16 protein-coding genes and 1 riboswitch are annotated in these 19,221 nt (G+C 63.0%); of the genes, 14 read left to right on the top strand and 2 right to left on the bottom strand.

Annotated elements, in window-relative coordinates:
• Positions 1 to 72: 72 nt before the first annotated feature.
• The 3 genes from thiD (at position 73) to I7X09_RS24635 (ending at position 4,760) form a co-directional block, all read left to right on the top strand.
• Positions 73 to 873 (top strand): bifunctional hydroxymethylpyrimidine kinase/phosphomethylpyrimidine kinase, encoded by an 801-nt coding sequence (gene thiD / locus I7X09_RS24645; protein WP_003946192.1) that lies wholly within the window; start codon positions 73 to 75, stop codon positions 871 to 873.
• Between the two features lie 48 nt (positions 874 to 921).
• Complete coding sequence (pepN, locus tag I7X09_RS24640) at positions 922 to 3,405, top strand: aminopeptidase N (RefSeq protein ID WP_200314116.1); 2,484 nt, start codon at positions 922 to 924, stop codon at positions 3,403 to 3,405.
• Positions 3,406 to 3,470: 65 nt separating this feature from the next.
• Positions 3,471 to 4,760 (top strand): alpha/beta hydrolase, encoded by a 1,290-nt coding sequence (locus I7X09_RS24635; protein ID WP_200314114.1) that lies wholly within the window; start codon positions 3,471 to 3,473, stop codon positions 4,758 to 4,760.
• On the opposite strand, the gene I7X09_RS24630 is transcribed toward I7X09_RS24635, so the two are convergent.
• Positions 4,722 to 6,989, bottom strand: a complete 2,268-nt coding sequence (locus tag I7X09_RS24630) for a DUF2254 family protein (protein WP_200314112.1) — start codon at positions 6,987 to 6,989, stop codon at positions 4,722 to 4,724. The two genes, I7X09_RS24635 and I7X09_RS24630, sit on opposite strands and share 39 nt — an antisense overlap.
• A 4-nt stretch (positions 6,990 to 6,993) precedes the next feature.
• Positions 6,994 to 9,129 carry a bifunctional lysylphosphatidylglycerol flippase/synthetase MprF gene (locus I7X09_RS24625; protein WP_200314110.1) on the bottom strand — a complete coding sequence of 712 codons (2,136 nt, stop codon included), beginning with the start codon at positions 9,127 to 9,129 and terminating at the stop codon, positions 6,994 to 6,996.
• Positions 9,130 to 9,268: 139 nt separating this feature from the next.
• Between I7X09_RS24625 and I7X09_RS24620 the strand changes: the two genes are divergently transcribed.
• From I7X09_RS24620 to gcvP, 11 genes are all read left to right on the top strand, one after another.
• Positions 9,269 to 9,883, top strand: coding sequence for an NUDIX hydrolase (locus I7X09_RS24620; protein WP_095970048.1), 615 nt, complete (start codon positions 9,269 to 9,271; stop codon positions 9,881 to 9,883).
• A gap of 109 nt (positions 9,884 to 9,992) precedes the next feature.
• Entirely contained in the window at positions 9,993 to 10,592 is a 600-nt protein-coding gene (locus I7X09_RS24615; protein WP_166810130.1) for a CDP-alcohol phosphatidyltransferase family protein, read from the top strand.
• Entirely contained in the window at positions 10,589 to 11,455 is an 867-nt protein-coding gene (locus I7X09_RS24610) for a DUF881 domain-containing protein (protein ID WP_200314108.1), read from the top strand. Before I7X09_RS24615 ends, I7X09_RS24610 begins: the two co-directional genes overlap by 4 nt.
• 13 nt (positions 11,456 to 11,468) lie before the next feature.
• The gene (locus I7X09_RS24605; RefSeq protein WP_003946178.1) at positions 11,469 to 11,819 is read left to right on the top strand and encodes a small basic family protein; all 351 of its coding nucleotides are present in this window, start codon (positions 11,469 to 11,471) and stop codon (positions 11,817 to 11,819) included.
• Between the two features lie 3 nt (positions 11,820 to 11,822).
• Positions 11,823 to 12,602, top strand: coding sequence for a DUF881 domain-containing protein (locus tag I7X09_RS24600; protein WP_200314106.1), 780 nt, complete (start codon positions 11,823 to 11,825; stop codon positions 12,600 to 12,602).
• Positions 12,603 to 12,647: 45 nt separating this feature from the next.
• Complete coding sequence (gene gcvH / locus I7X09_RS24595; RefSeq protein WP_003946160.1) at positions 12,648 to 13,052, top strand: glycine cleavage system protein GcvH; 405 nt, start codon at positions 12,648 to 12,650, stop codon at positions 13,050 to 13,052.
• 211 nt (positions 13,053 to 13,263) lie between these two features.
• Complete coding sequence (garA, locus tag I7X09_RS24590) at positions 13,264 to 13,758, top strand: glycogen accumulation regulator GarA (protein ID WP_003946166.1); 495 nt, start codon at positions 13,264 to 13,266, stop codon at positions 13,756 to 13,758.
• Positions 13,758 to 14,495 carry a transcriptional regulator FtsR gene (ftsR, locus tag I7X09_RS24585; protein WP_003946161.1) on the top strand — a complete coding sequence of 246 codons (738 nt, stop codon included), beginning with the start codon at positions 13,758 to 13,760 and terminating at the stop codon, positions 14,493 to 14,495. The genes garA and ftsR overlap by 1 nt, the downstream gene beginning before the upstream one ends.
• A 93-nt stretch (positions 14,496 to 14,588) precedes the next feature.
• Complete coding sequence (locus tag I7X09_RS24580) at positions 14,589 to 15,062, top strand: bifunctional nuclease family protein (protein ID WP_003946194.1); 474 nt, start codon at positions 14,589 to 14,591, stop codon at positions 15,060 to 15,062.
• Between the two features lie 335 nt (positions 15,063 to 15,397).
• The gene (locus I7X09_RS24575; RefSeq protein ID WP_021344354.1) at positions 15,398 to 15,952 is read left to right on the top strand and encodes a MerR family transcriptional regulator; all 555 of its coding nucleotides are present in this window, start codon (positions 15,398 to 15,400) and stop codon (positions 15,950 to 15,952) included.
• Positions 15,953 to 16,172: 220 nt separating this feature from the next.
• A riboswitch (glycine riboswitch) is annotated at positions 16,173 to 16,302 on the top strand.
• 53 nt (positions 16,303 to 16,355) lie between these two features.
• Positions 16,356 to 19,214: an aminomethyl-transferring glycine dehydrogenase gene (gene gcvP, locus I7X09_RS24570; RefSeq protein WP_200314104.1), complete on the top strand. Its 2,859-nt coding sequence runs from the start codon at positions 16,356 to 16,358 to the stop codon at positions 19,212 to 19,214.
• Positions 19,215 to 19,221: the final 7 nt, after the last annotated feature.

The following is a 19,221-nucleotide window of genomic DNA, read 5'->3' as shown; positions in this document are numbered from 1 at the left end:
GGTTGATAAACTGGGCCCCGCGTTCGTGGCCATCCACGCACGTTTCGAAAGTCCGAAGAAGGAGATTGTGCTGTGGTTGACCTCGCCTATGTCATCGCTGGGTCCGAAGCGACTGGCGGTGCCGGCCTGCAGGTCGACCTGAAGACGTTTCAGGCATTGGACGTCTACGGCGTAGCGACCACCACGTGCATCGTTTCGTTCGATCCCAAGAACAACTGGGGTCACCGCTTCGTGCCGATCGCCCCTGACGTGATCGCTGATCAGATCGAGGCTGCCACGGCAGCTCACGATCTGGACGTCGTCAAGATCGGCATGTTGGGCACGCCTGCCACGATCGAGGTTGTGGCAGAGGGATTGCGTCGGCAGTCTTGGCGCCACGTCGTCCTCGACCCGGTCCTGATCTGCAAGGGCCAGGAGCCCGGCGCGGCTCTCGATACCGATACAGCACTTCGTGATTCGATTCTTCCGCTCGCCACCGTCGTCACACCCAACCTGTTCGAGGCACGCACCCTCGCCGGAATGGACAGCATCGAAAGCGTGGACGACCTCATCGAGGCCGCACGTCGTATCCATGACCTCGGGCCCAAGTACGTGCTCGCAAAGGGTGGTGTCGAACTCGCCGGTGGCGACGCTGTCGACGTGTTGTTCGACGGGACCGACGTGACGGTTCTCTCCGCCCCCAAGGTCGGTGAAGAGCGCGTCTCGGGTGCCGGTTGCACGCTGGCCGCCGCAGTGACCGCGGAGCTGGCGAAGGGCGCCGACGTGGGCGAAGCCGTCGCCCTGGCAAAGAAGTTCGTCACGGCGGGCATCGAAGGCCGAGTCTCGGCGCACACGCCGTTCGACACCGTCTGGCAGGGCGCTTTCAAGGGATAGGCGCACTGCGGCTCACATCGCCGCGCGCGGCCTGGCAGGATCGAGTGCGTGAGTACAGCGAACCTGAATCGAAGCGAAGTCGCCGAACGATCTCGAGCCATCTCCGTCGCCGGTTACCGGGTGGAGTTGGATCTGCGATCGGCGGTCGACTCCGCCGTGAAGACCTTTTCGACGGTCACGACAATTGATCTGACGTCGTCGGCGGAGTCCACATGGCTCGACTTCATCGGTGCTGCAGTCGATTCCGTGGACGTCGACGGTGTGTCGATTCCCGTGGAGTACGACGGGTCCCGGATTGTGGTGCGCGGACTCGGTGGATCGAACGTCGTGCGGGTGGCAGCTCACGGTAACTACAGCCGTTCCGGCGAAGGGCTGCACCGATTTGTCGACGACGCTGACGATCAGACGTATCTGTACACGCAATACGAGCCCGCCGACGCCAGACGTGTTTTCGCCTGCTTCGAGCAACCGGACCTCAAGGCGCCCTTCACATTCGAGGTGACAGCACCTGACGGCTGGGAAGTCCTGTCGAATCAGCCCGCGACCCAGACCCACTCCGTAGACGGCGGACAACGCGTCACTTTCGCACCGACGCTGCCGATCTCGACCTACATCACCGCAATCGCGGCCGGGCCGTATCACCGGGTGGCGTCGTCGTGGAGTTGCGGCGACCTCACTGTCGAGTTGGGCGCTTTGTGCCGGGCGTCGTTGGCTCCTCATCTCGATGCAGACAACGTTTTCGACATCACCCGTCAGGGGCTGGACTTCTACGCCGAGCACTTCGACTATCCGTATCCGTTCGGCAAGTACGACCAGATCTTCGTCCCCGAGTACAACCTCGGCGCCATGGAGAACCCGGGATTGGTGACCTTCACCGAGGCATACGTGTTCCGCGGCTCCGCGACCGACGAGCAGCATCAGCGCCGCGCCAACACGATCCTGCACGAAATGGCGCACATGTGGTTCGGCGATCTGGTGACCATGGTTTGGTGGGACGACTTGTGGCTCAAGGAATCCTTCGCCGATTTCATGGGATCGCTGGTCAGCGCCGAAGCCACGCGTTTCACCGATGCCTGGGTAGCGTTCGCCATCAAGCGGAAGGCGTGGGCTTACCTCCAAGATCAGCTGCCGACCACTCACCCCATCGTCGCCGACATCGTCGATCTCGAAGCTGCGAAGCTGAACTTCGACGGAATCACCTACGCCAAGGGCGCCAGCGTCCTCAAGCAACTTGTTGCGTTTGTCGGCCGTGACGCGTTCTTCGAAGCGGCTCGACGGTACTTCAAGGCTCACGCATTCGGGAACACCACGCTGGTCGATCTGCTCGACGTGCTCGCGGAGACTTCCGGACGCGATGTGCGCGAATGGGCACGAATCTGGTTGCAGACCACCGGAGTGTCCACGCTGTCGCTCGATGGAACAGATGTGGTCCAGACGGACCCGAGGCCGCATCGGCTCGCAGTCGGAATTTACGACTACAACGAGTCCGGAGATCTTGTTCGCACCGAACGCGTCGAACTCGACATCACCGAATCCCGCACTTCCGTGGACCTTCCATCTGGGGCGCTCACACTGCTCAACGACGAAGACCTCACCTACGCGAAGGTCCGCTTGGACGAGCGATCACTGTCGACAGTCGAGGCATCCCTGGACCGCGTGAGCGATCCGCTTGCGCGCGGGGTGATCTGGTCGTCGCTGTGGAACTCGGTGCGTGATGCGCAACTCTCGGTGTTCCGATACCTCGACATGGTGGAACGATTCGCGCCCGCAGAGACAGATCTTGCGATTCTCAGCTCGATTCTGACCGATGCCCAATACGCGGTTCTTCACTACGTTCCGAAAAGCTTGCGGCCCAATGTCAGTGCAGGCTGGTTGGAAACGACCTGGAAGGCGGTGTTCGAAGCCGAACCGGGGTCCGGAAGACAGCTGGCCTGGGCACGGGCCCTGTCGGCCGCCGCAGCGGTCAACGACGCTCGCGCCGACGAGTTGCGGTCGATACTCGGCGGCACGTGCCCGGGACCGGTCGGACTGGCTCTCGATCCCGATCTGCGGTGGGCATTGTGGATCGCCCTGTCCGCGACCGGCCATGCGAGTGTGAGCGACTTCGACGGTGAGCTGAGTAAGGACAGCACGTCGGCGGGTCGAACTGCGTACGTCCGCGCCGCGGCGTCGATTCCCGATGCCGCGACCAAGGCGGCTGCCTGGGCGTCGGCGACCACCGATGCCTCACTCTCGAACGACCGCCTGGATGCGACGATCGCCGGATTCCGTTCGGGCACGGACGCGTCACTGATCGAGGGATATGCGGGTGAGTATTTCTCGTCCTTGGGGAAGTGGTGGTCCGAACGCAGCATCGAGATTGCGCGACGGTTGGTGAACGGACTCTTCCCGGCAGCTGAAGACACCTCTGCGGTCGATGCCTGGATCCAGGCCAACGCAGACGCGCCCGCGTCGCTGCGGCGGCTTGTTCTCGAGCGTCGGGATCACTTGGCCCGAGACCTACGTGCCCAGGCGTCGAACGCGGTGATCTGACGCCATCAGCTCCGAAATGTCTTGTTCTTGGATATTGTCTAAACAGGGCTGCGACGGGAGACGACGTGCACACGATCACGGATCTGTCGCTGGTCACGGGCCCGGTCCCGCCCGTGGTGACGGTGCTCGGAATTCTGGCACTTCTGTGGCTGATCTTCTCGAGATCGAGGCGTCACGTGCTGATCTCGATTCCGGTCTGCATCGTCGCGGCAATTGCGATCACTCTCGTGCTGTACTGGCTGATCGAGAAGGTATGGCACCCGTTCCCCGATCCGATTGCCCGTCCGGTCTACGTGTGGATCGGGTTGGGCATTCTCGGCGCGCTGCTGGGTGTTTCGCGGATATTTGCGGCGACGCGACTCGACGGCCGCGTGCTCACCGTCGTCTCCGTGCTCCTGGTGGTCGTGTCGAGCGCGGCTCACGTGAATCTGCAGTTCCAGTCGTATCCGACGTTGGGAACAGCGCTGGGACTCTCGGACGCGGAGAAGGTTTCACTCGCCGACCTGGACGACGGCAAGGACGGCGCGGTACCGGTTTCGCAATGGAAGGCTCCAGCGGACATGCCGTCGACCGGCAAGGTCAGCACGGTCACGATTGCGGGGACGGTCTCCGGATTCAGCGCCCGCGACGCCGAGATCTACCTACCGCCCGCGTATTTCACCAACCCACGACCGGAGTTGCCGGTGTTGGTACTGCTTGCCGGCCAACCAGGCGCGCCCGAGGACTGGCTACAGGGCGGACGTCTCGTCCAGACCATGGACGCCTACGCCGCTGCGCATTCGGGCTTGGCTCCCGTTGTCGTCGTTGCTGACGGGACCGGGTCGGAACTGGCGAATCCGCTCTGCGTCGATTCCCAACTCGGAAACGTCGCAACGTACCTTTCGCGCGATGTTCCCGACTGGGTGCGCGGGAACCTCCAGGTGGATCCCGACCCGAGGAAGTGGGCGATCGGGGGACTTTCCTACGGCGGTACCTGCGCGTTCCAGATGGCAACGAACTTCCCCGCGGTGTATCCGACGTTCCTGGATCTGTCCGGTCAGATCGAACCCACCCTCGGTGATCGGAAGCAGACGGTCGATGCAGCGTTCGGCGGCAACGAAGCCGCGTTCGTGGCAGTGAATCCGCAGGATCTGCTCCGGGAGAAGAAGTTCCCCGACAGCGCCGGAGTGTTCGTAGTCGGCAAACAGGACAACGACTACCGCCCAGGTCTTCAAACGCTCTACGAAGCCGCAAAAGCCGCAGGGATGGACGTCCAGTACGCCGAGGTCGACGGAGGACACAGCTTCCAGGTGTGGTCGGCTGGATTGGCGAGTCAATTAGGTTGGCTGGGAACGCGACTCGGTCTGCCCGAATGAACGATCGTCTGGAAGTTCCGAAGACCCGATGATCAGCGGGTGAATTCTTCCGGTCGCCCCGGCCTCGGAGCCCAATCCCTGCGGATCTGCCACACTCGCGAGCCGAAGGTCGAGTGCGCCGGTCCATTCTCGGGTCAATTGCGCATCGAGTGCGTCGACGCGCTCTAGTAGCGGAGGGTGCTGGTCCGGCGGGCAGGCTTCGAGCAAGGTCGCGAATACCGCGCGTAGACGACGCTGGACCTGCGCGGAATTGGTACTGAAGTGCCGGATCTCGTCGGTGGCGACGGACACGTAATCGGTCCAGGTGCGTTGCTGCCCTCGGATCAGCGTGAGATCCGAGGTTGACGTGTCGAAGCGGACCCGCGGGGCGAGAAGTACCAGAAGGTCCTCGATGTGGTCGAGAGCCTGCACGGCTCGGCCCGGGTCGTTGATGGCGGGTGACAGTGCCTTGAGCGCGATGTCCACGATCGACTGAAGCGCTGCACCGGGGCTGACGACCGGGCTGTGCGTGTCACCGAAGATCAAGCACGACATCAAGGTGTCAGGACGTACCTTCAGCGACGGTCCGCGTACCTCGAAGAGGGGCGCGTTCTGGGCGACGAACTCGCCGATGCTGGGGACGACCTCGACCGAGACGTCCCAGCGGCCGGCCAAACGCTGCAATCGTGCGAGATCGATCGCCAGCAGAATCCGGCCGTCGGGTGAGAGGTGGCGCAGGCGAATCACCAGTGCGTCGGCGCTCTCGGAGGTTTCGGACTCGCGCGGTTGGGGGAGGGGGAGCGGCTGACTGGGTTTCGGTGCGCCGGAAGGCAAGTCCTCGTACAGCGGATAGGCACGAATCGTCGCGCTGCGACCCTGGGCCGCTATCCAACGCAGCAACCGACTGGAATTGAGAATCGACCCGACCTTCGCCACCAACGCGATGAACAGGATCGCACTGGCCAATGCCAGAAGCAGTGCGATCGCCGTTGAGATGGTCGGTGAGGAATTCTCCGAATCGAGCGCCAGATCGAGCGCAATGATCAAGGAGAAGACGAACGTGGCCAGAAACATGCCGATCGACCACCGCATCACTCGCTGTTGCGCAAGCATCGGGACCACCCGCACCGAAATCTGCGAGGCGCCGAACTGCATTGCGAGGGTGATGGCGGTGAACACCAGACCGGTGAGAGTGATCATCCCGCCGGCGATGACGCTGAGCAGCGTTGCGGTGGCCCCGGCGTCCACGCCCTCGGAAATGGTACCGACGTCGCCGTCGCTCACCAGGTCTCCGTCGATCCCGACGAGGATGTTCGCGGTGACGACGGACAGAACGACGAGGATCACGGGGAGGCGCCAGACCGGGACTGTTCGTAATCGTCGGCGAGTTCGGCGCCAGCGAATTCTGTCCGAAAGCCGCCGTGATAGTCCGACTTTCGTCGTAGGCGTCGTGGTGTCGACGACGGGGAGCGGTGGTGGGGTCGGGGGAGTAGAACCGAAACTTCCCGACACCGTTTCCTGAACGTAGATCTTCGCGTGGATCATCGGCTCGCGATACCGCTGCTCACGGGCGACTGCCCGGCTCATCTTGGCGGGCTTGTCGCGGTAACGCGAACGCGCCCACGGCGCACCCGGGCGACTCAATCGAATCGCGCCGACCAACAAAAGCGGGGTGAAGAACAGTCCGATCAAGCCGGTCCAGAGTTTGCCCTTCATCAACGTGATCACTGCGAGTCCGAGTTGGATCACGATCGCGACGACGACGCCGATCAACGTCGCCAGGCTACGGTCCTGCTCGTACGGGTCGAACTCTCCCGCGAACCCGATCGGGTGGACTCCGAGAAGGAAAAGGAATGAGATCGCGATGGCAACGAACACCGCGTCGATGGACGAGCGACCCTCCTCGGCCCAGTAGACATCGCGTAGATGCAGCACGAGTGCGTACTCGTCGAGCACCAGCGCACTGCCGATACCGAACACCGACGCGAGAACACAGTTGGCGATCGGGGTGTGATAGTCGGCCAGAGCGATGAAGGCAAAACCGGACACGAGCATCATCATCAGGCCGAAAACCATGTGGTGGATATGCATTCCGCCGGGCGTGACATTGCCCGGCCACCACGAGACCTCGGCCCGGATCATTCGAACGCTGAATCGAATGAACAGGAACGTCAGAACAAAGGCGAGTAGAAGGAAGAACAGTGGGAGTCTGCCGGTGTCGACGACCGTGTGCTCGAACCAGGACCGCACGGCGTCAGCTCTTGCTGGTGGCGAGCTTGATCAGCTGAGGAGCCGTCGCGTCGGGTAGGTATGCACGCGTCAGTGCGATTCCGATCCGAGGCAGGTCGGCTTCGTCGCGAAAACACAGGAAAACGGGTTCGTATCTGGGCTTGAACTTCTTCTTGAACGCGTGAAGCGACCGGAAGCCGTAGAGCGGTTCCATCGCGGCTCCGAGCATGTCGAGCAGGCGGTCCATCGATGCGGCGTCGGCGCCGTCGTCGCTGCGGGCGAGTGGTGCTCCGGACAGTGAGACGAATTGGGCACCTTGTTCTTTGAATTCGAGAGCCGACGATGCGATGAGGAATTCGACCACGGGGCGGAACCCGTCCGGGCGTCGACGCATGACGTCGAGGGTCCAACCCCGGACGACGCCGCCCTCGCCGTACACCGGCAACCACGAGGTGACGCCGTGAATGCTTCCCGTCGGGTCGACGGCCAAGCCGACCCGGACGTCGCGATCGAGCGCCTCCTCGACGCTGCCGAGAGTGAACCCCATCTCGGGTAGTCCCTTGTCGCCCACCCATTCCTCCGAGATGGCGCGTACCTGAGCCAACACGGAGAACGGTTCGTCTGCCAGTGTTGTCATCCGGAAGGTGATGTCGTCCTTTTTCGCCTTGTTGAGCGCCGAGCGGATGTCCTGCCAGGACTTCCCGGTGAACTGCAATTCCGGTAGGTCGACGATCGTGTCCTCGGCGACCTGAACGGTGCGCCACCCGCGCCGTGTGGCGGCATCGGCCGTCTCCCTTCCTACGGAGAACAGGCAAGGAGTAAGGCCGTTGGCTTCGGACATCGTCGTGAATTCGTCGACCGCCGCGGCAAGCCTGTCGGGGCTCGCTATCGGATCGGCCAGAACGACGACGACACCGACATGTCGTTGGAATGCAACGACGCTCTCACCCGACTCACCGAAGTAGTAATTGTTGCCGTCCCACGTCGTCATCCACGACATGGTTCCGCCGCCGTGCTGTTTGAGCAGTTCCCGAGCAGCGGCGCGAGGATCGTTCCCGGACAGCGGCCCGCCTCGAATCTTGCGCCGCATCGGCACGTGAAAAGCGTGACGGCCCTTGATCAACAAGATGAGTTCGAGAAGCCAGAGTAGCGCGGTACCGACCGTGACGGCGCCGGCGCTTTCGTAGTCGAAGAAGATGACCGAACCGAGGACGAGGGCGGTGGCCAAAACCGTCAGAGAGCCGAAGGCCACAGCAACCCACCAGGCCCAGCGGCGACCTCGTCGCAACTGATCCGCGATCAGGGCAACGATGATCACGTCGACCAATGCGGTCCAGCCCGAACCGGTTTCGGCTTCCGTCGGCCCGAACGGTCCGCTTCCGGGGAACAACCAGACGGCGATCTCGACCACGCCGATCAGGAGCAGGCCGATGAATCCGAGCAGACGGATCTCACGTCGGGTTCGGGGGATGAACCCACGCTCTCCGTCGCCGAAGAACTTCTCGCCCACCGGGAGGAAGATCGCGACCGCGATGAGGTGCTGTACGTCGGCGAGGCGGCCTTCGAAGAGAAATGCGATGGCGATGTACGCACACAGGATGGCGCGCACTCGCATTCGCCAGGGCGAGCGCAGAGTTGCGGTTGTTGCGGCGAGTGCGGCGATGATGGCGGTGGTGACACCGACGTCGCGGTGGGTGGCGAGGTTGCGGGCCCAATCCCAGTCGGTGTGGCTGCCGGCCCAGAGGAGGAGCGATGCACCCACTTCGCCCGCCAACTGACCGCTGATCGTGACGATGGCCGCGTTCTTGGTGCCCAGGCGCCACTCGCACCAGCCGACCGCGAGGGCGAAGACGACGATGATCGAAACATACTGACCCGGCGTCAATCCGAAGAACCACCCCGTGACGAGAGTCCACCACTTGCCTTCCTGCAAGGCAGGGACTCCGTAGGCGATGTCGTCGAACCACGAGTAGGTACGGACGTGATTCCACAACGCACCGGTGGCGATCCCGACGACGGTGATGGTGAGCACGACGATCGCGGTGAACGGCACGCGCCGCAGGACACTGAGCGCTTCGGAGGCGAAGCGGGAGGCCCGATTCGGCGCGCCCGGCGCGCTCTGGTCGGTCTGTGGGGTGGGGGTCTGGGACTGCTCAGCCATCGACGTTCTCTTCTCGCCATGCCGCACGGTGGATTCTGCCTGTTCAGCATGACAGGAATACAGACCGATAATCAGGCGAAGCGGTCAAAATGGACCAGACTGGCTGGGGGTCTCAGTCTCGTGGCGCTACTGTCGAGCCATGGTGAACGGAGATTTACTGAATCGGGACCACGTGGCCGCCTCACTAGCCGCCTTCGAACCTCGGTCGGTCGAATTGGACGGAAGGCGCTCGGCGTCGGTGGTCATCGTCGTCATGCGGACTGCGGACGGAACACCGGTGTTTCCGGTGACGAAGCGGCCGAGCAAGATGCGCGCCCACCCCGGTCAGTTCGCGTTGCCGGGCGGAAGCGTCGACCCGGGCGAGTCGTCCGAACAAGCAGCGGTTCGGGAACTGTCCGAGGAGTTGGGCGTCGACGTCCCTGAGTCGAACATCATCGGCCGGCTCGACGACTACGTCACCCGTTCGGGATTTGTGATCCGACCGTTCGTCGTCTGGTCCGGTGAGGACATCGGGGGACTGGTACCCAATCCCGACGAGGTGGCCCAGGTGTATGCCGTGACGTCGGAGGAGCTCGACGTGGACTCGCGATTCGTCACCATCGAGGAGTCACCGAACCCGGTGATTCAATGGCCGTTCCGAACGAGCTTGATCCATGCGCCGACCGGAGCCGTCATCTATCAGTTCCGCGAAGTTCTGAACGGACGGACCACGCGCATCGACAACCTCGAGCAACCGGTGTTCGCCTGGCGATAAGACCAGCTCGACACGCTCGGGACAGTTCGGGCTACGGCGCCTCGGCGAATAGTCAGTCGTGCTGTGGAAAGCTGGCCGCACGGCAATCGAACGACGCGAGGTGTGTGCAGTGAACTCTGGCGAACAAGAACTGGTCCCCACGGATCGGATTCTCACTGTTCCCAATGTGCTCAGTATCGTGCGTCTACTCGCTCTGCCGCTGTTCGCCTATCTACTGCTCGTCACGCACTCGGACGGCTGGGCATTGGCACTGTTGATGCTCAGCGGGTTCACCGACTGGCTCGACGGCAAGTTGGCCAGAGTGCTCGGACAAACCTCCCGTCTGGGAGCGCTTCTCGACCCGCTGGTCGACCGTCTCTACGTCGTCACGACACTCGTCACCTTCGTCGCCCGCGATTTCATTCCCTGGTGGGTCGCGGCGATATTGATCGGACGTGATCTTCTACTCGCGTTGACGTTGCCGATCTACCGGCGGCGTGGACTGCCGCCGCCCGAGGTCGTCTATCTCGGTAAGGCCGCGACCTTCCTGCTGATGTTCGCGCTGCCGTTGATTCTTGCCGGACACGGAGACTGGGCCATCGGACCGTTCACCCATGCCTTCGGTTTCGCTTTCCTGATCTGGGGAACCGTCCTCTACGTGTGGACTGCCGTGATCTACGTGCTCAAGGCCGTCGACGTGGCGCGAACACACGAGGTCGTGCCCCGATGAAGTCGACCGGGGAGGACGTCCGTCGTAACCCGGTACCGTCGCTGCTTCGGTCGCTCATGACCGAGCATCTCGATCCGGGCTACGAAGCAACGGCATTCGAACGTCAACACGAGCACACCAAGAACAGATCCTCGAAAACCGGGCCGTGGCTGGCTCTCGGCGCACTGTTGATCGGGTTCATCGTCACGGTGTCCGCAGTGCAGGCCACCAAACAGGTGACCGGTACCGAGGAGGTTCGAAGCGAGTTGGTGGCCAAGGTCCGTGACGCCGAGGATCGTATCGATTCGCTGGCCACGTCCCGCGATTCACTCGGCGGTGACGTGGACGCCGCGCGCGGCGTGGCGCTCGAAGGCGATACACGCGGCAGCGCGGTCCTCGATCAACTGCGAGCGGTCGAATCCGGTGCAGGAGCCGAAGCTGTTCACGGAGAAGGTCTGGTCGTGACCCTGACGGACCCGGCCGGACGCCCGAACCTCACCGACGCGTCCCAGCGCAGCGTCGGCGGTAAGACCGTTGTCCTCGATCGCGATCTGCAGACCGTCGTCAACGCCCTGTGGGCGGGCGGAGCGGAGGCAATTGCCGTCGGCGGCGTGCGAATCGGGCCGACGGTGACCATCCGTCAGGCGGGCGGCGCGATGCTCGTCGACAACCAACCTGTCTTCTCGCCGTACCGCGTCGAGGCGATCGGCGACACGCGCGCGCTGCAGAGAGAGTTCGTCGTCAGCGACGCCTACGTGAGAATGTCGAGCGTCTCGCAATTGTACGGAGTCGGTTTCGCGGTGGCCGAGGACGATTCGTTGACACTGCCGCCTGCAACGCCTCGCGCGGTCCGGGTGGCAACAGAACCCACAGAGCCCAAGTGACAGAAGGAGTTCGATGAAGGCCGGTTCCGCCCTGTACGGACTCGCAGCACTGGTCGTCGGCATCGTCTTGGGCGTTGTTTTCAGCCCGCAGGTGCCCGACGTCATCCAGCCCTATCTTCCGATCGCTGTCGTTGCAGCGCTCGACGCCGTCTTCGGCGGACTTCGCGCGTATCTGGACGAGATCTTCGACGCGAAGGTGTTCGTGGTCTCCTTCGTCTTCAACGTGCTCGTCGCGTCGTTGATCGTCTGGCTCGGCGATCAGTTGGGTGTGGGTACTCAACTCTCGACGGCAATCGTCGTCGTACTGGGTATCCGGATCTTCGGGAACGCAGCGGCCTTGCGACGACGACTGTTCGGAGCGTGAGCCATGTCCGACCACGTCACGACTGAACCCGAAGAACCACCCGTCACGACCACGAGTGAAGGTCGTCACGAGTTGCGTTCACCGTCGAAACACCGCACCAACGTCGTCTTCGCCATCCTCGCGGCCGTGCTCCTGGGCGTGCTCGGCGTTGCGATTGCGACACAGGTACGCAGCACCGTGGCCGGAGATTCACTCGACGCCGCGCGCCCTGCAGACCTCTTGGTGGTTCTCGACAACCTGAATCGTCGCGAAGCCGCGCTGCGGCAGGAAGTCGCGAATCTTCAGGAATCGCTTGCCACTTTGGAAGCCGGCGGAAACACGGGAGCAGCGCTTGACGAGGCGCGGGCGCGGCTGACCTCGCTCTCCATTCAAGTGGGGACCGCTCCCGCTACCGGACCGGGTGTGACGATGACCCTGACAGATCCAGCAGGCGGCGTCGGATCGGAAGTGATTCTCGATCTCATCCAGGAACTGCGTGCTGCCGGTGCCGAGGCCATCTCGATTGCCGGTGCGAACGGCGAACCCATTCGTATCGGCGTGAACTCGTGGGTGAGTGGGCGCGGCGGCGAGATCGAATTGGACGGAACCCGGATCGAGCAGCCGTACACTGTGACCGCGATCGGGGATCCGCCGACATTGGCGGCAGCGTTGAACATTCCCGGAGGCGTCTTCGACAATGTCGCACGCAACGGCGGAACGTCGTCCGTCGAGCAATCGCAGCAGGTCACGATCTCCGTCTTGCGACAATTGAATCCGCGCCAATACGCTCAACCCGGAAATTGATCTTTTTGCGTCCGACTTTCGGACGGCCTGTGAAAGGAAGCCACTGTGAGTGAGCTCGATACACCTACCGATCTGCGCTACACCGCGGAGCACGAGTGGGTGAAGCGAACCGGCCCGACCTCAGTTCGAGTCGGTATCACCGACTTTGCTCAGTCGCAGCTCGGTGACGTCGTGTTCGTCCAGCTTCCCGCTGTCGACGAGGACGTGACCGCCGGTGAATCGCTCGGTGAGGTCGAGTCGACCAAGAGCGTCTCCGACATCTTTGCTCCGTTCACTGCGAAAGTTCTTGCAGCCAACGGTGAATTGGACGGACAGCCTGACCTCGTCAACACCGATCCGTACGACACGGGTTGGTTGGTCGAGCTCGAGGTTGCCGACGAGGCCACACTCGACGCCGCTCTGGCGGCAACTCTGGACGCGGAGGCATACAAGGGGCTCACGTCCGAGTAGAAAACCTGCGCGTGGACCGGCCAACTCGTGTTGTGTCGCGGCCTGTCTCGCTGCACACGGCGGTCTGCGCAGGGTACGGTCGTTAGGTACGCATGTGCCGAGTCGGGGCGCAGGGCCGTATCGAACGTGACTGTGAAAGATGCTCGTGAAGAAAGTGCACTGCGTAGTCCAGTGATTCATGATCTGGATGATTGACCCAGGAGGAGAAACAGTGAGCGAGAACGGTAACGACGCGGGCTATGGGGAGTCGCCGGCGGAGACCACTTCGGTTTTCCGTGCGGACTTCCTCAATGAGCTCGACAACACCTCCTCTGCAGCACCGGCCGCCGAGCAGCCGGTTTCGGGCGTGGAAGGCCTTCCCGCCGGAGCCGCACTTCTGGTGGTCAAGCGGGGACCGAATGCAGGATCCCGCTTCTTGCTCGATCAGCCGACGACGTCGGCAGGTCGACACCCGGACAGCGACATCTTCCTCGACGACGTGACCGTCAGCCGTCGTCACGCCGAGTTCCGTCAGGAAGATGCAGATTTCCACGTCGTCGACGTCGGAAGCCTCAACGGCACCTACGTCAACCGTGAGCCTGTCGATTCGGCAGTTCTCGCGAACGGTGACGAGGTTCAGATCGGCAAGTTCCGTCTGGTGTTCCTCACCGGCCCTCGTGCCGGCGGTTCGCAGGTCGGCGAGTCGTCAGCAGGTGCGGGTAGCTAATGACGGCAGTGCGGCAGCAGAGCCAGCCCGGAATGTCGATTGGTTCCGTGCTGGATCGGTTGCGTCCAGATTTTCCCGACGTGACGATTTCGAAGATCCGTTTCCTCGAGTCCGAGGGCTTGATCAGCCCACAACGGACACCGTCGGGATACCGCAGATTCTCTGTCGAGGACTGCGAGCGTCTTCGCTTCGTGCTGACCGCTCAACGCGATCAGTACCTGCCGCTCAAAGTGATCAAAGAACAACTCGAAGCGATCGACAGTGGCGCAGCGACGGTGAGTGCAGAAGTTCCTGCGCCTCGTCGTGCCCGCGTCCTGTCGATCGCTACGGGCGATGTCTCACCCGAGGCTTTCCGAGTCGATCGCGAAGTTCGGGTCGGTCGTCAGGATCTTCTCGCGCGCGCCGACATCGACGATCGGTTTCTGACCGATCTGATCCGCACCGGTTTGGTCGTTCCCGGCGCAGCAGGCTTCTTCGACGAGGACGCCGTGACATTGGCGCGCACCGCGAAGGCGATGTCCGAGTACGGCTTGGAGGTTCGCCATCTACGGGCGTTCAAGTTGGCTGCCGATCGCGAAGCGGGACTGGTGACCCAGATCGCCGGACCGGTTGCCAAGGGTCGTGACGCCGGAGCGCGTGATCGCGCCGAGGAAATGGTCCGGGAACTGGCCGCGCTGTCGTTGACTCTGCACACGTGTCTGGTCAAATCGGCGGTTCGGGGAAGTCTCGATCGCTGAGTTCCTCGATCAGCGGGGCACACTCGAATAGAATTTCAGTACGACCGCATCGGAGCCGGTCGGCTGGATCACGTCAGGTTGGAGGCAAGCTCGATGGGCGAAATGCGTGTGATCGGAGTTCGTGTCGAGCAGCCTCAGAATCAGCCGGTCCTGTTGCTGCGAGAGTCCGACGGCGATCGGTACCTGCCGATCTGGATCGGGCAAACCGAAGCTACCGCGATTGTTCTCGAACAACAGGGAGTCGAGCCGGCGCGGCCGCTGACTCACGACCTGATCAAGATCTTGATCGAGTCTTTCGGCCGGAGCCTCAAGGAAGTGCGGATCGTGGACCTGCAAGAGGGCACGTTCTATGCGGATCTCGTCTTCGACGAGCAGACTACTGTCTCGGCACGTCCGTCGGACTCGATTGCATTGGCCCTGCGGATCGGCGTTCCGATTTTCGCGTCGGAAGCCGTTCTCGCCGAAGCCGGCCTGGTCATTCCCGACGAGCGCGAAGACGAAGTCGAGAAGTTCAAGGAATTCCTCGACACCATCTCGCCGGACGACTTCAAGGCAACTGACGGTTAGTCCTGTTTGTCCGTAATCAGGCTTTAGTCTTCAACTCTCAAGTAGAGGTTGAGTCTCGGTCGGCGTGTTGCGTTGACCGAGCACCCTCGTGGTCTTACCGTTGCGTGCGGTGGAGATCTTCTCGCCTTGTCGATCGAGGCGTACTCTGGGTAAGTCCACTCATGGAATTACCTGCCTTGGATTCACATCTGAAAGTTCGGTCGGCACGGGATTCTCGTGACTGCTGATAGCACAGGTTGGTTACATGATGGCGAAGCGAGAGGGAGACGGCAGTGGAAGAACAGTCGAATGAGCGCGGAACGGGCATAGCCGATAGTGCCGAGCCGACTGCAGAAATGTCTTCCGAAGAGCTGCAGCCGGGCCTGTTCCCGGATGATTCCATCCCCGACGACCTCGTCGGATATCGAGTGCCCAGCGCGTGCCAGATCGCTGGGATCACGTACCGCCAACTCGACTACTGGGCACGAACGTCGTTGGTTGTTCCGTCCATCCGTGGCGCTGCCGGATCAGGTAGCCAGCGTCTGTACTCCTTCAAGGACATCCTCGTCCTGAAAATCGTCAAGCGTCTGCTCGATACCGGCATCTCACTGCAGAACATCCGCGTTGCCGTCGACCACCTGCGCAAGCGCGGCGTGCGCGATCTCGCGAACATCACACTCTTCTCCGACGGCACCACCGTCTACGAATGCACGTCTCCCGAAGAGGTCGTCGACCTCCTCCAGGGTGGGCAGGGCGTATTCGGCATCGCAGTCAGTGGCGCGATGCGTGAACTCACCGGAACGATCGCCGACTTCCCCGCCGAGCGGGCTGACGGCGGCGAAAGTGATCCCAATCCGGAAGACGAGTTGGCTTCGCGACGCAAGAATCGCGCCAGCCGCAAAACCGGATAACGTACGTCACATCTCTTTGGAGGATGCCACGGTGCAGGTAGGCGTCTCGGTCAACTAGACTGGGCCTGCGTCGCCGGCGTACGGGAGAGCCTCGGATACCGATTCACCGAACTTGTCTTTGCTGCAGTCTTTGTTGCAGAGCCCAGTGGTGAGCGGGATCAGGGCGCCGAAGGAGCAATACCTCCCCGTCAATCTCTCAGGCACCAAGGACCGTACGGGCTCCGACGCCTCTGGAAAGCGGTGGGACAACCCACCCGCCGACGGGGAAAGGCTGTGGCTTCCGTCAATCGGCGGATCACTACCGAATCTCTCAGGCGCTCGGGAATCGAGCATGCGACAGAGGGGGAGGAACACACCGCAGTTCGGTGTGTGTCCTGATCCTCCGATCTGTCTGGGAGTTGTCGTGATCGACGCTGCAAGCCGTATATTTGCCGACCGCCATGTCGGTCCGAACGCCGCGGAACTCGCGCGCATCCTCGAACTTGTCGGGGTCGATTCTCTGGACGAACTGGCAACCAAGGCCGTTCCCTCCGTCATCCTCGACGCTGCCCCGAACGGTATCGCGGCCGGACTCGACGCTCTGCCGCTTCCGGTCGGAGAGCACGAGGCACTTGCCGAACTGACTGCACTCGCAGCCCAGAACACCGTCGCGACGTCGATGATCGGCCTCGGCTACTTCGATACGTTGACGCCGCCGGTCTTGTTGCGCAACATCATCGAGAACCCGGCCTGGTACACCGCGTACACCCCGTACCAGCCCGAGATCAGCCAGGGCCGCCTCGAAGCCCTCCTCAACTTCCAGACCATGGTTGCCGATCTCTCCGGCATGGAACTGGCCAACTCGTCGATGCTCGACGAGGCCACCGCCGCTGCCGAAGCCATGACGCTTCTGCGTCGCGCGAACCGCAGCAAGTCTCCGCGATTTGTCGTCGACGCGGATCTGTACCCGCAGACACTCGCCGTCATCGAGACACGCGCCGAGCCGCTCGGCATCGAGATCGTCTCCGCGGACCTCACTGCCGGTCTTCCGGAAGGCGACTTCTTCGGCGTCATCGCCCAGATCCCCGGAGCCTCGGGACGAGTCGTCGACTACACCGCGATCATCGCGGAAGCTCACGAGCGCGGCGCTTTGGTTGCCGTCGGCGCCGACCTTCTTGCGATGACGCTCATCACCTCGCCGGGTGAACTCGGTGCGGACGCGTGCTTCGGCACCACCCAGCGCTTCGGTGTTCCCATGGGTTACGGCGGACCGCACGCCGGTTACCTGGCGGTGCACTCGAAGCACGCGCGTCAGCTGCCCGGCCGCTTGGTCGGCGTCTCCATCGACGCCGACGGAGACAAGGCATACCGCCTGGCGCTGCAGACACGAGAGCAGCACATTCGCCGTGAAAAGGCGACGTCCAACATCTGTACCGCGCAGGTACTCCTCGCCATCCTCGCAGCGATGTACGCGAGCTACCACGGCGCCGAGGGACTCAAGGCGATTGCGTTGCGCGTCGCTGCCCGCGCACACGCATTGGCAAACGGCCTGCGCGAGGGTGGCGTGACCGTAGTCCACGATTCGTTCTTCGACACCGTGCTGGCTCAGGTTCCGGGCAAGGCGGCCGACGTCGTCGCTGCGGCGAAGGAATCCGGGATCAACCTGCGCCTGGTCGACGCGGATCATGTCGGCATCTCGTGCGACGAGGCCACCACAGCCGATCACGTCCTCGCGGTGCTCGACGCGTTCGGCATCGAAGACGCTGTTGTCGCTATCGAAGCAGAGGGCAACGCGGTTCCCGCTGCTCAGGAGCGCACCTCCGACTACCTGCAGCACGAAGCCTTCACCCGTTACCGTACGGAAACAGCAATGCTCCGCTACCTGCGCGCGCTCTCCGACAAGGACATCGCGCTCGATCGCAGCATGATTCCGCTGGGTTCGTGCACCATGAAGCTCAACGCCACCGCCGAGATGGAATCCATCACCTGGCCTGCGTTCAACGCGATCCATCCGTTCGCGCCGACGTCGGATGCGCCCGGTCTGCTGAAGATCATCAAGGATCTCGAAGACTGGTTGGTTGCGGTCACCGGCTACGACAACGTGAGCCTCCAGCCCAACGCCGGCAGCCAGGGGGAGTACGCGGGCCTGCTCGCGATTCGTAATTACCACCTCAGCCGGGGTGACGACCACCGCGACACCTGCCTCATCCCGTCGAGTGCTCACGGCACCAACGCGGCGTCCGCCGTCATGGCCGGGATGCGCGTCGAGGTTGTCGCCTGCCGCCCCAACGGTGACGTCGACGTCGACGATCTGCGTGCGAAGATCGCCGATCACGCCGAGCGTCTCGCCGCGATCATGATCACCTACCCGTCCACGCACGGTGTCTACGAGCACGAGATCTCCGACATCTGCGCGGCGGTACACGACGCCGGCGGCCAGGTGTACGTCGACGGCGCCAATCTCAACGCGCTTGTCGGCCTTGCCCGTCCGGGACGATTCGGCGGCGACGTCAGCCACCTGAACCTGCACAAGACGTTCTGCATCCCGCACGGCGGCGGCGGACCCGGCGTCGGGCCGATCGGTGTGCGCTCACACCTCGCGCCGTTCCTTCCCGGACACCCGATGGCCCCCGAACTCGGTGGCAGAGGCACGATCGCGGCAGCGCCGTACGGCAGTGCGTCCATCCTGCCCATCACCTGGACCTACATTCGGATGATGGGTGCACAGGGTCTGCGCCGCGCCAGCCTGACCGCCATCGCGTCGGCAAACTACATCGCGCGTCGACTCGACGAGTACTTCCCGGTTCTCTACACCGGTGAGAACGGCATGGTCGCGCACGAGTGCATCCTCGACCTCCGCGGGTTGACCAAGGACACCGGAGTTGCCGTCGACGACGTCGCAAAGCGTTTGGCCGACTACGGGTTCCACGCTCCGACCATGAGCTTCCCCGTGGTCGGGACACTGATGGTCGAGCCCACCGAGAGCGAGAACCTCGAAGAGATCGACGAGTTCTGCGAGGCGATGATTGCCATTCGCGGCGAAATCGATCGCGTCGGCGCCGGCGAGTGGACGGTGGAGGACAACCCGCTTCGGGGTGCTCCCCACACCGCCGGAAGCATTGCAGCGCAGTGGGATCACCCGTACTCGCGTGAGATCGCCGTCTTCCCGCGCGGCAAGGCTCGCCCGAAGGTGTGGCCGTCCGTGCGTCGTATCGACGGTGCACACGGCGACCGCAACCTGGTCTGCTCCTGCCCGCCGATCGAAGCGTTCGCAGGCAACTAGAGCGTGT

This window comes from Rhodococcus sp. P-2 (assembly GCF_016598535.1).
Lineage (GTDB): Bacteria > Actinomycetota > Actinomycetes > Mycobacteriales > Mycobacteriaceae > Rhodococcus_F > Rhodococcus_F baikonurensis.
The sequence above is the reverse complement of the archived record's forward strand: the minus strand, read 5'-3'. Positions and strand labels throughout refer to the sequence as shown.

Coding starts and splice junctions, on each gene's coding strand:
- I7X09_RS24575 (WP_021344354.1), top strand. CDS start 15,398: ATGTCTTCCGAAGAGCTGCAGCCGGGCCTGTTCCCGGATGATTCCATC.
- I7X09_RS24620 (WP_095970048.1), top strand. CDS start 9,269: ATGGTGAACGGAGATTTACTGAATCGGGACCACGTGGCCGCCTCACTA.
- I7X09_RS24600 (WP_200314106.1), top strand. CDS start 11,823: ATGTCCGACCACGTCACGACTGAACCCGAAGAACCACCCGTCACGACC.
- ftsR (WP_003946161.1), top strand. CDS start 13,758: ATGACGGCAGTGCGGCAGCAGAGCCAGCCCGGAATGTCGATTGGTTCC.
- I7X09_RS24625 (WP_200314110.1), bottom strand. CDS start 9,129: ATGGCTGAGCAGTCCCAGACCCCCACCCCACAGACCGACCAGAGCGCG.
- I7X09_RS24580 (WP_003946194.1), top strand. CDS start 14,589: ATGGGCGAAATGCGTGTGATCGGAGTTCGTGTCGAGCAGCCTCAGAAT.
- I7X09_RS24610 (WP_200314108.1), top strand. CDS start 10,589: ATGAAGTCGACCGGGGAGGACGTCCGTCGTAACCCGGTACCGTCGCTG.
- I7X09_RS24605 (WP_003946178.1), top strand. CDS start 11,469: ATGAAGGCCGGTTCCGCCCTGTACGGACTCGCAGCACTGGTCGTCGGC.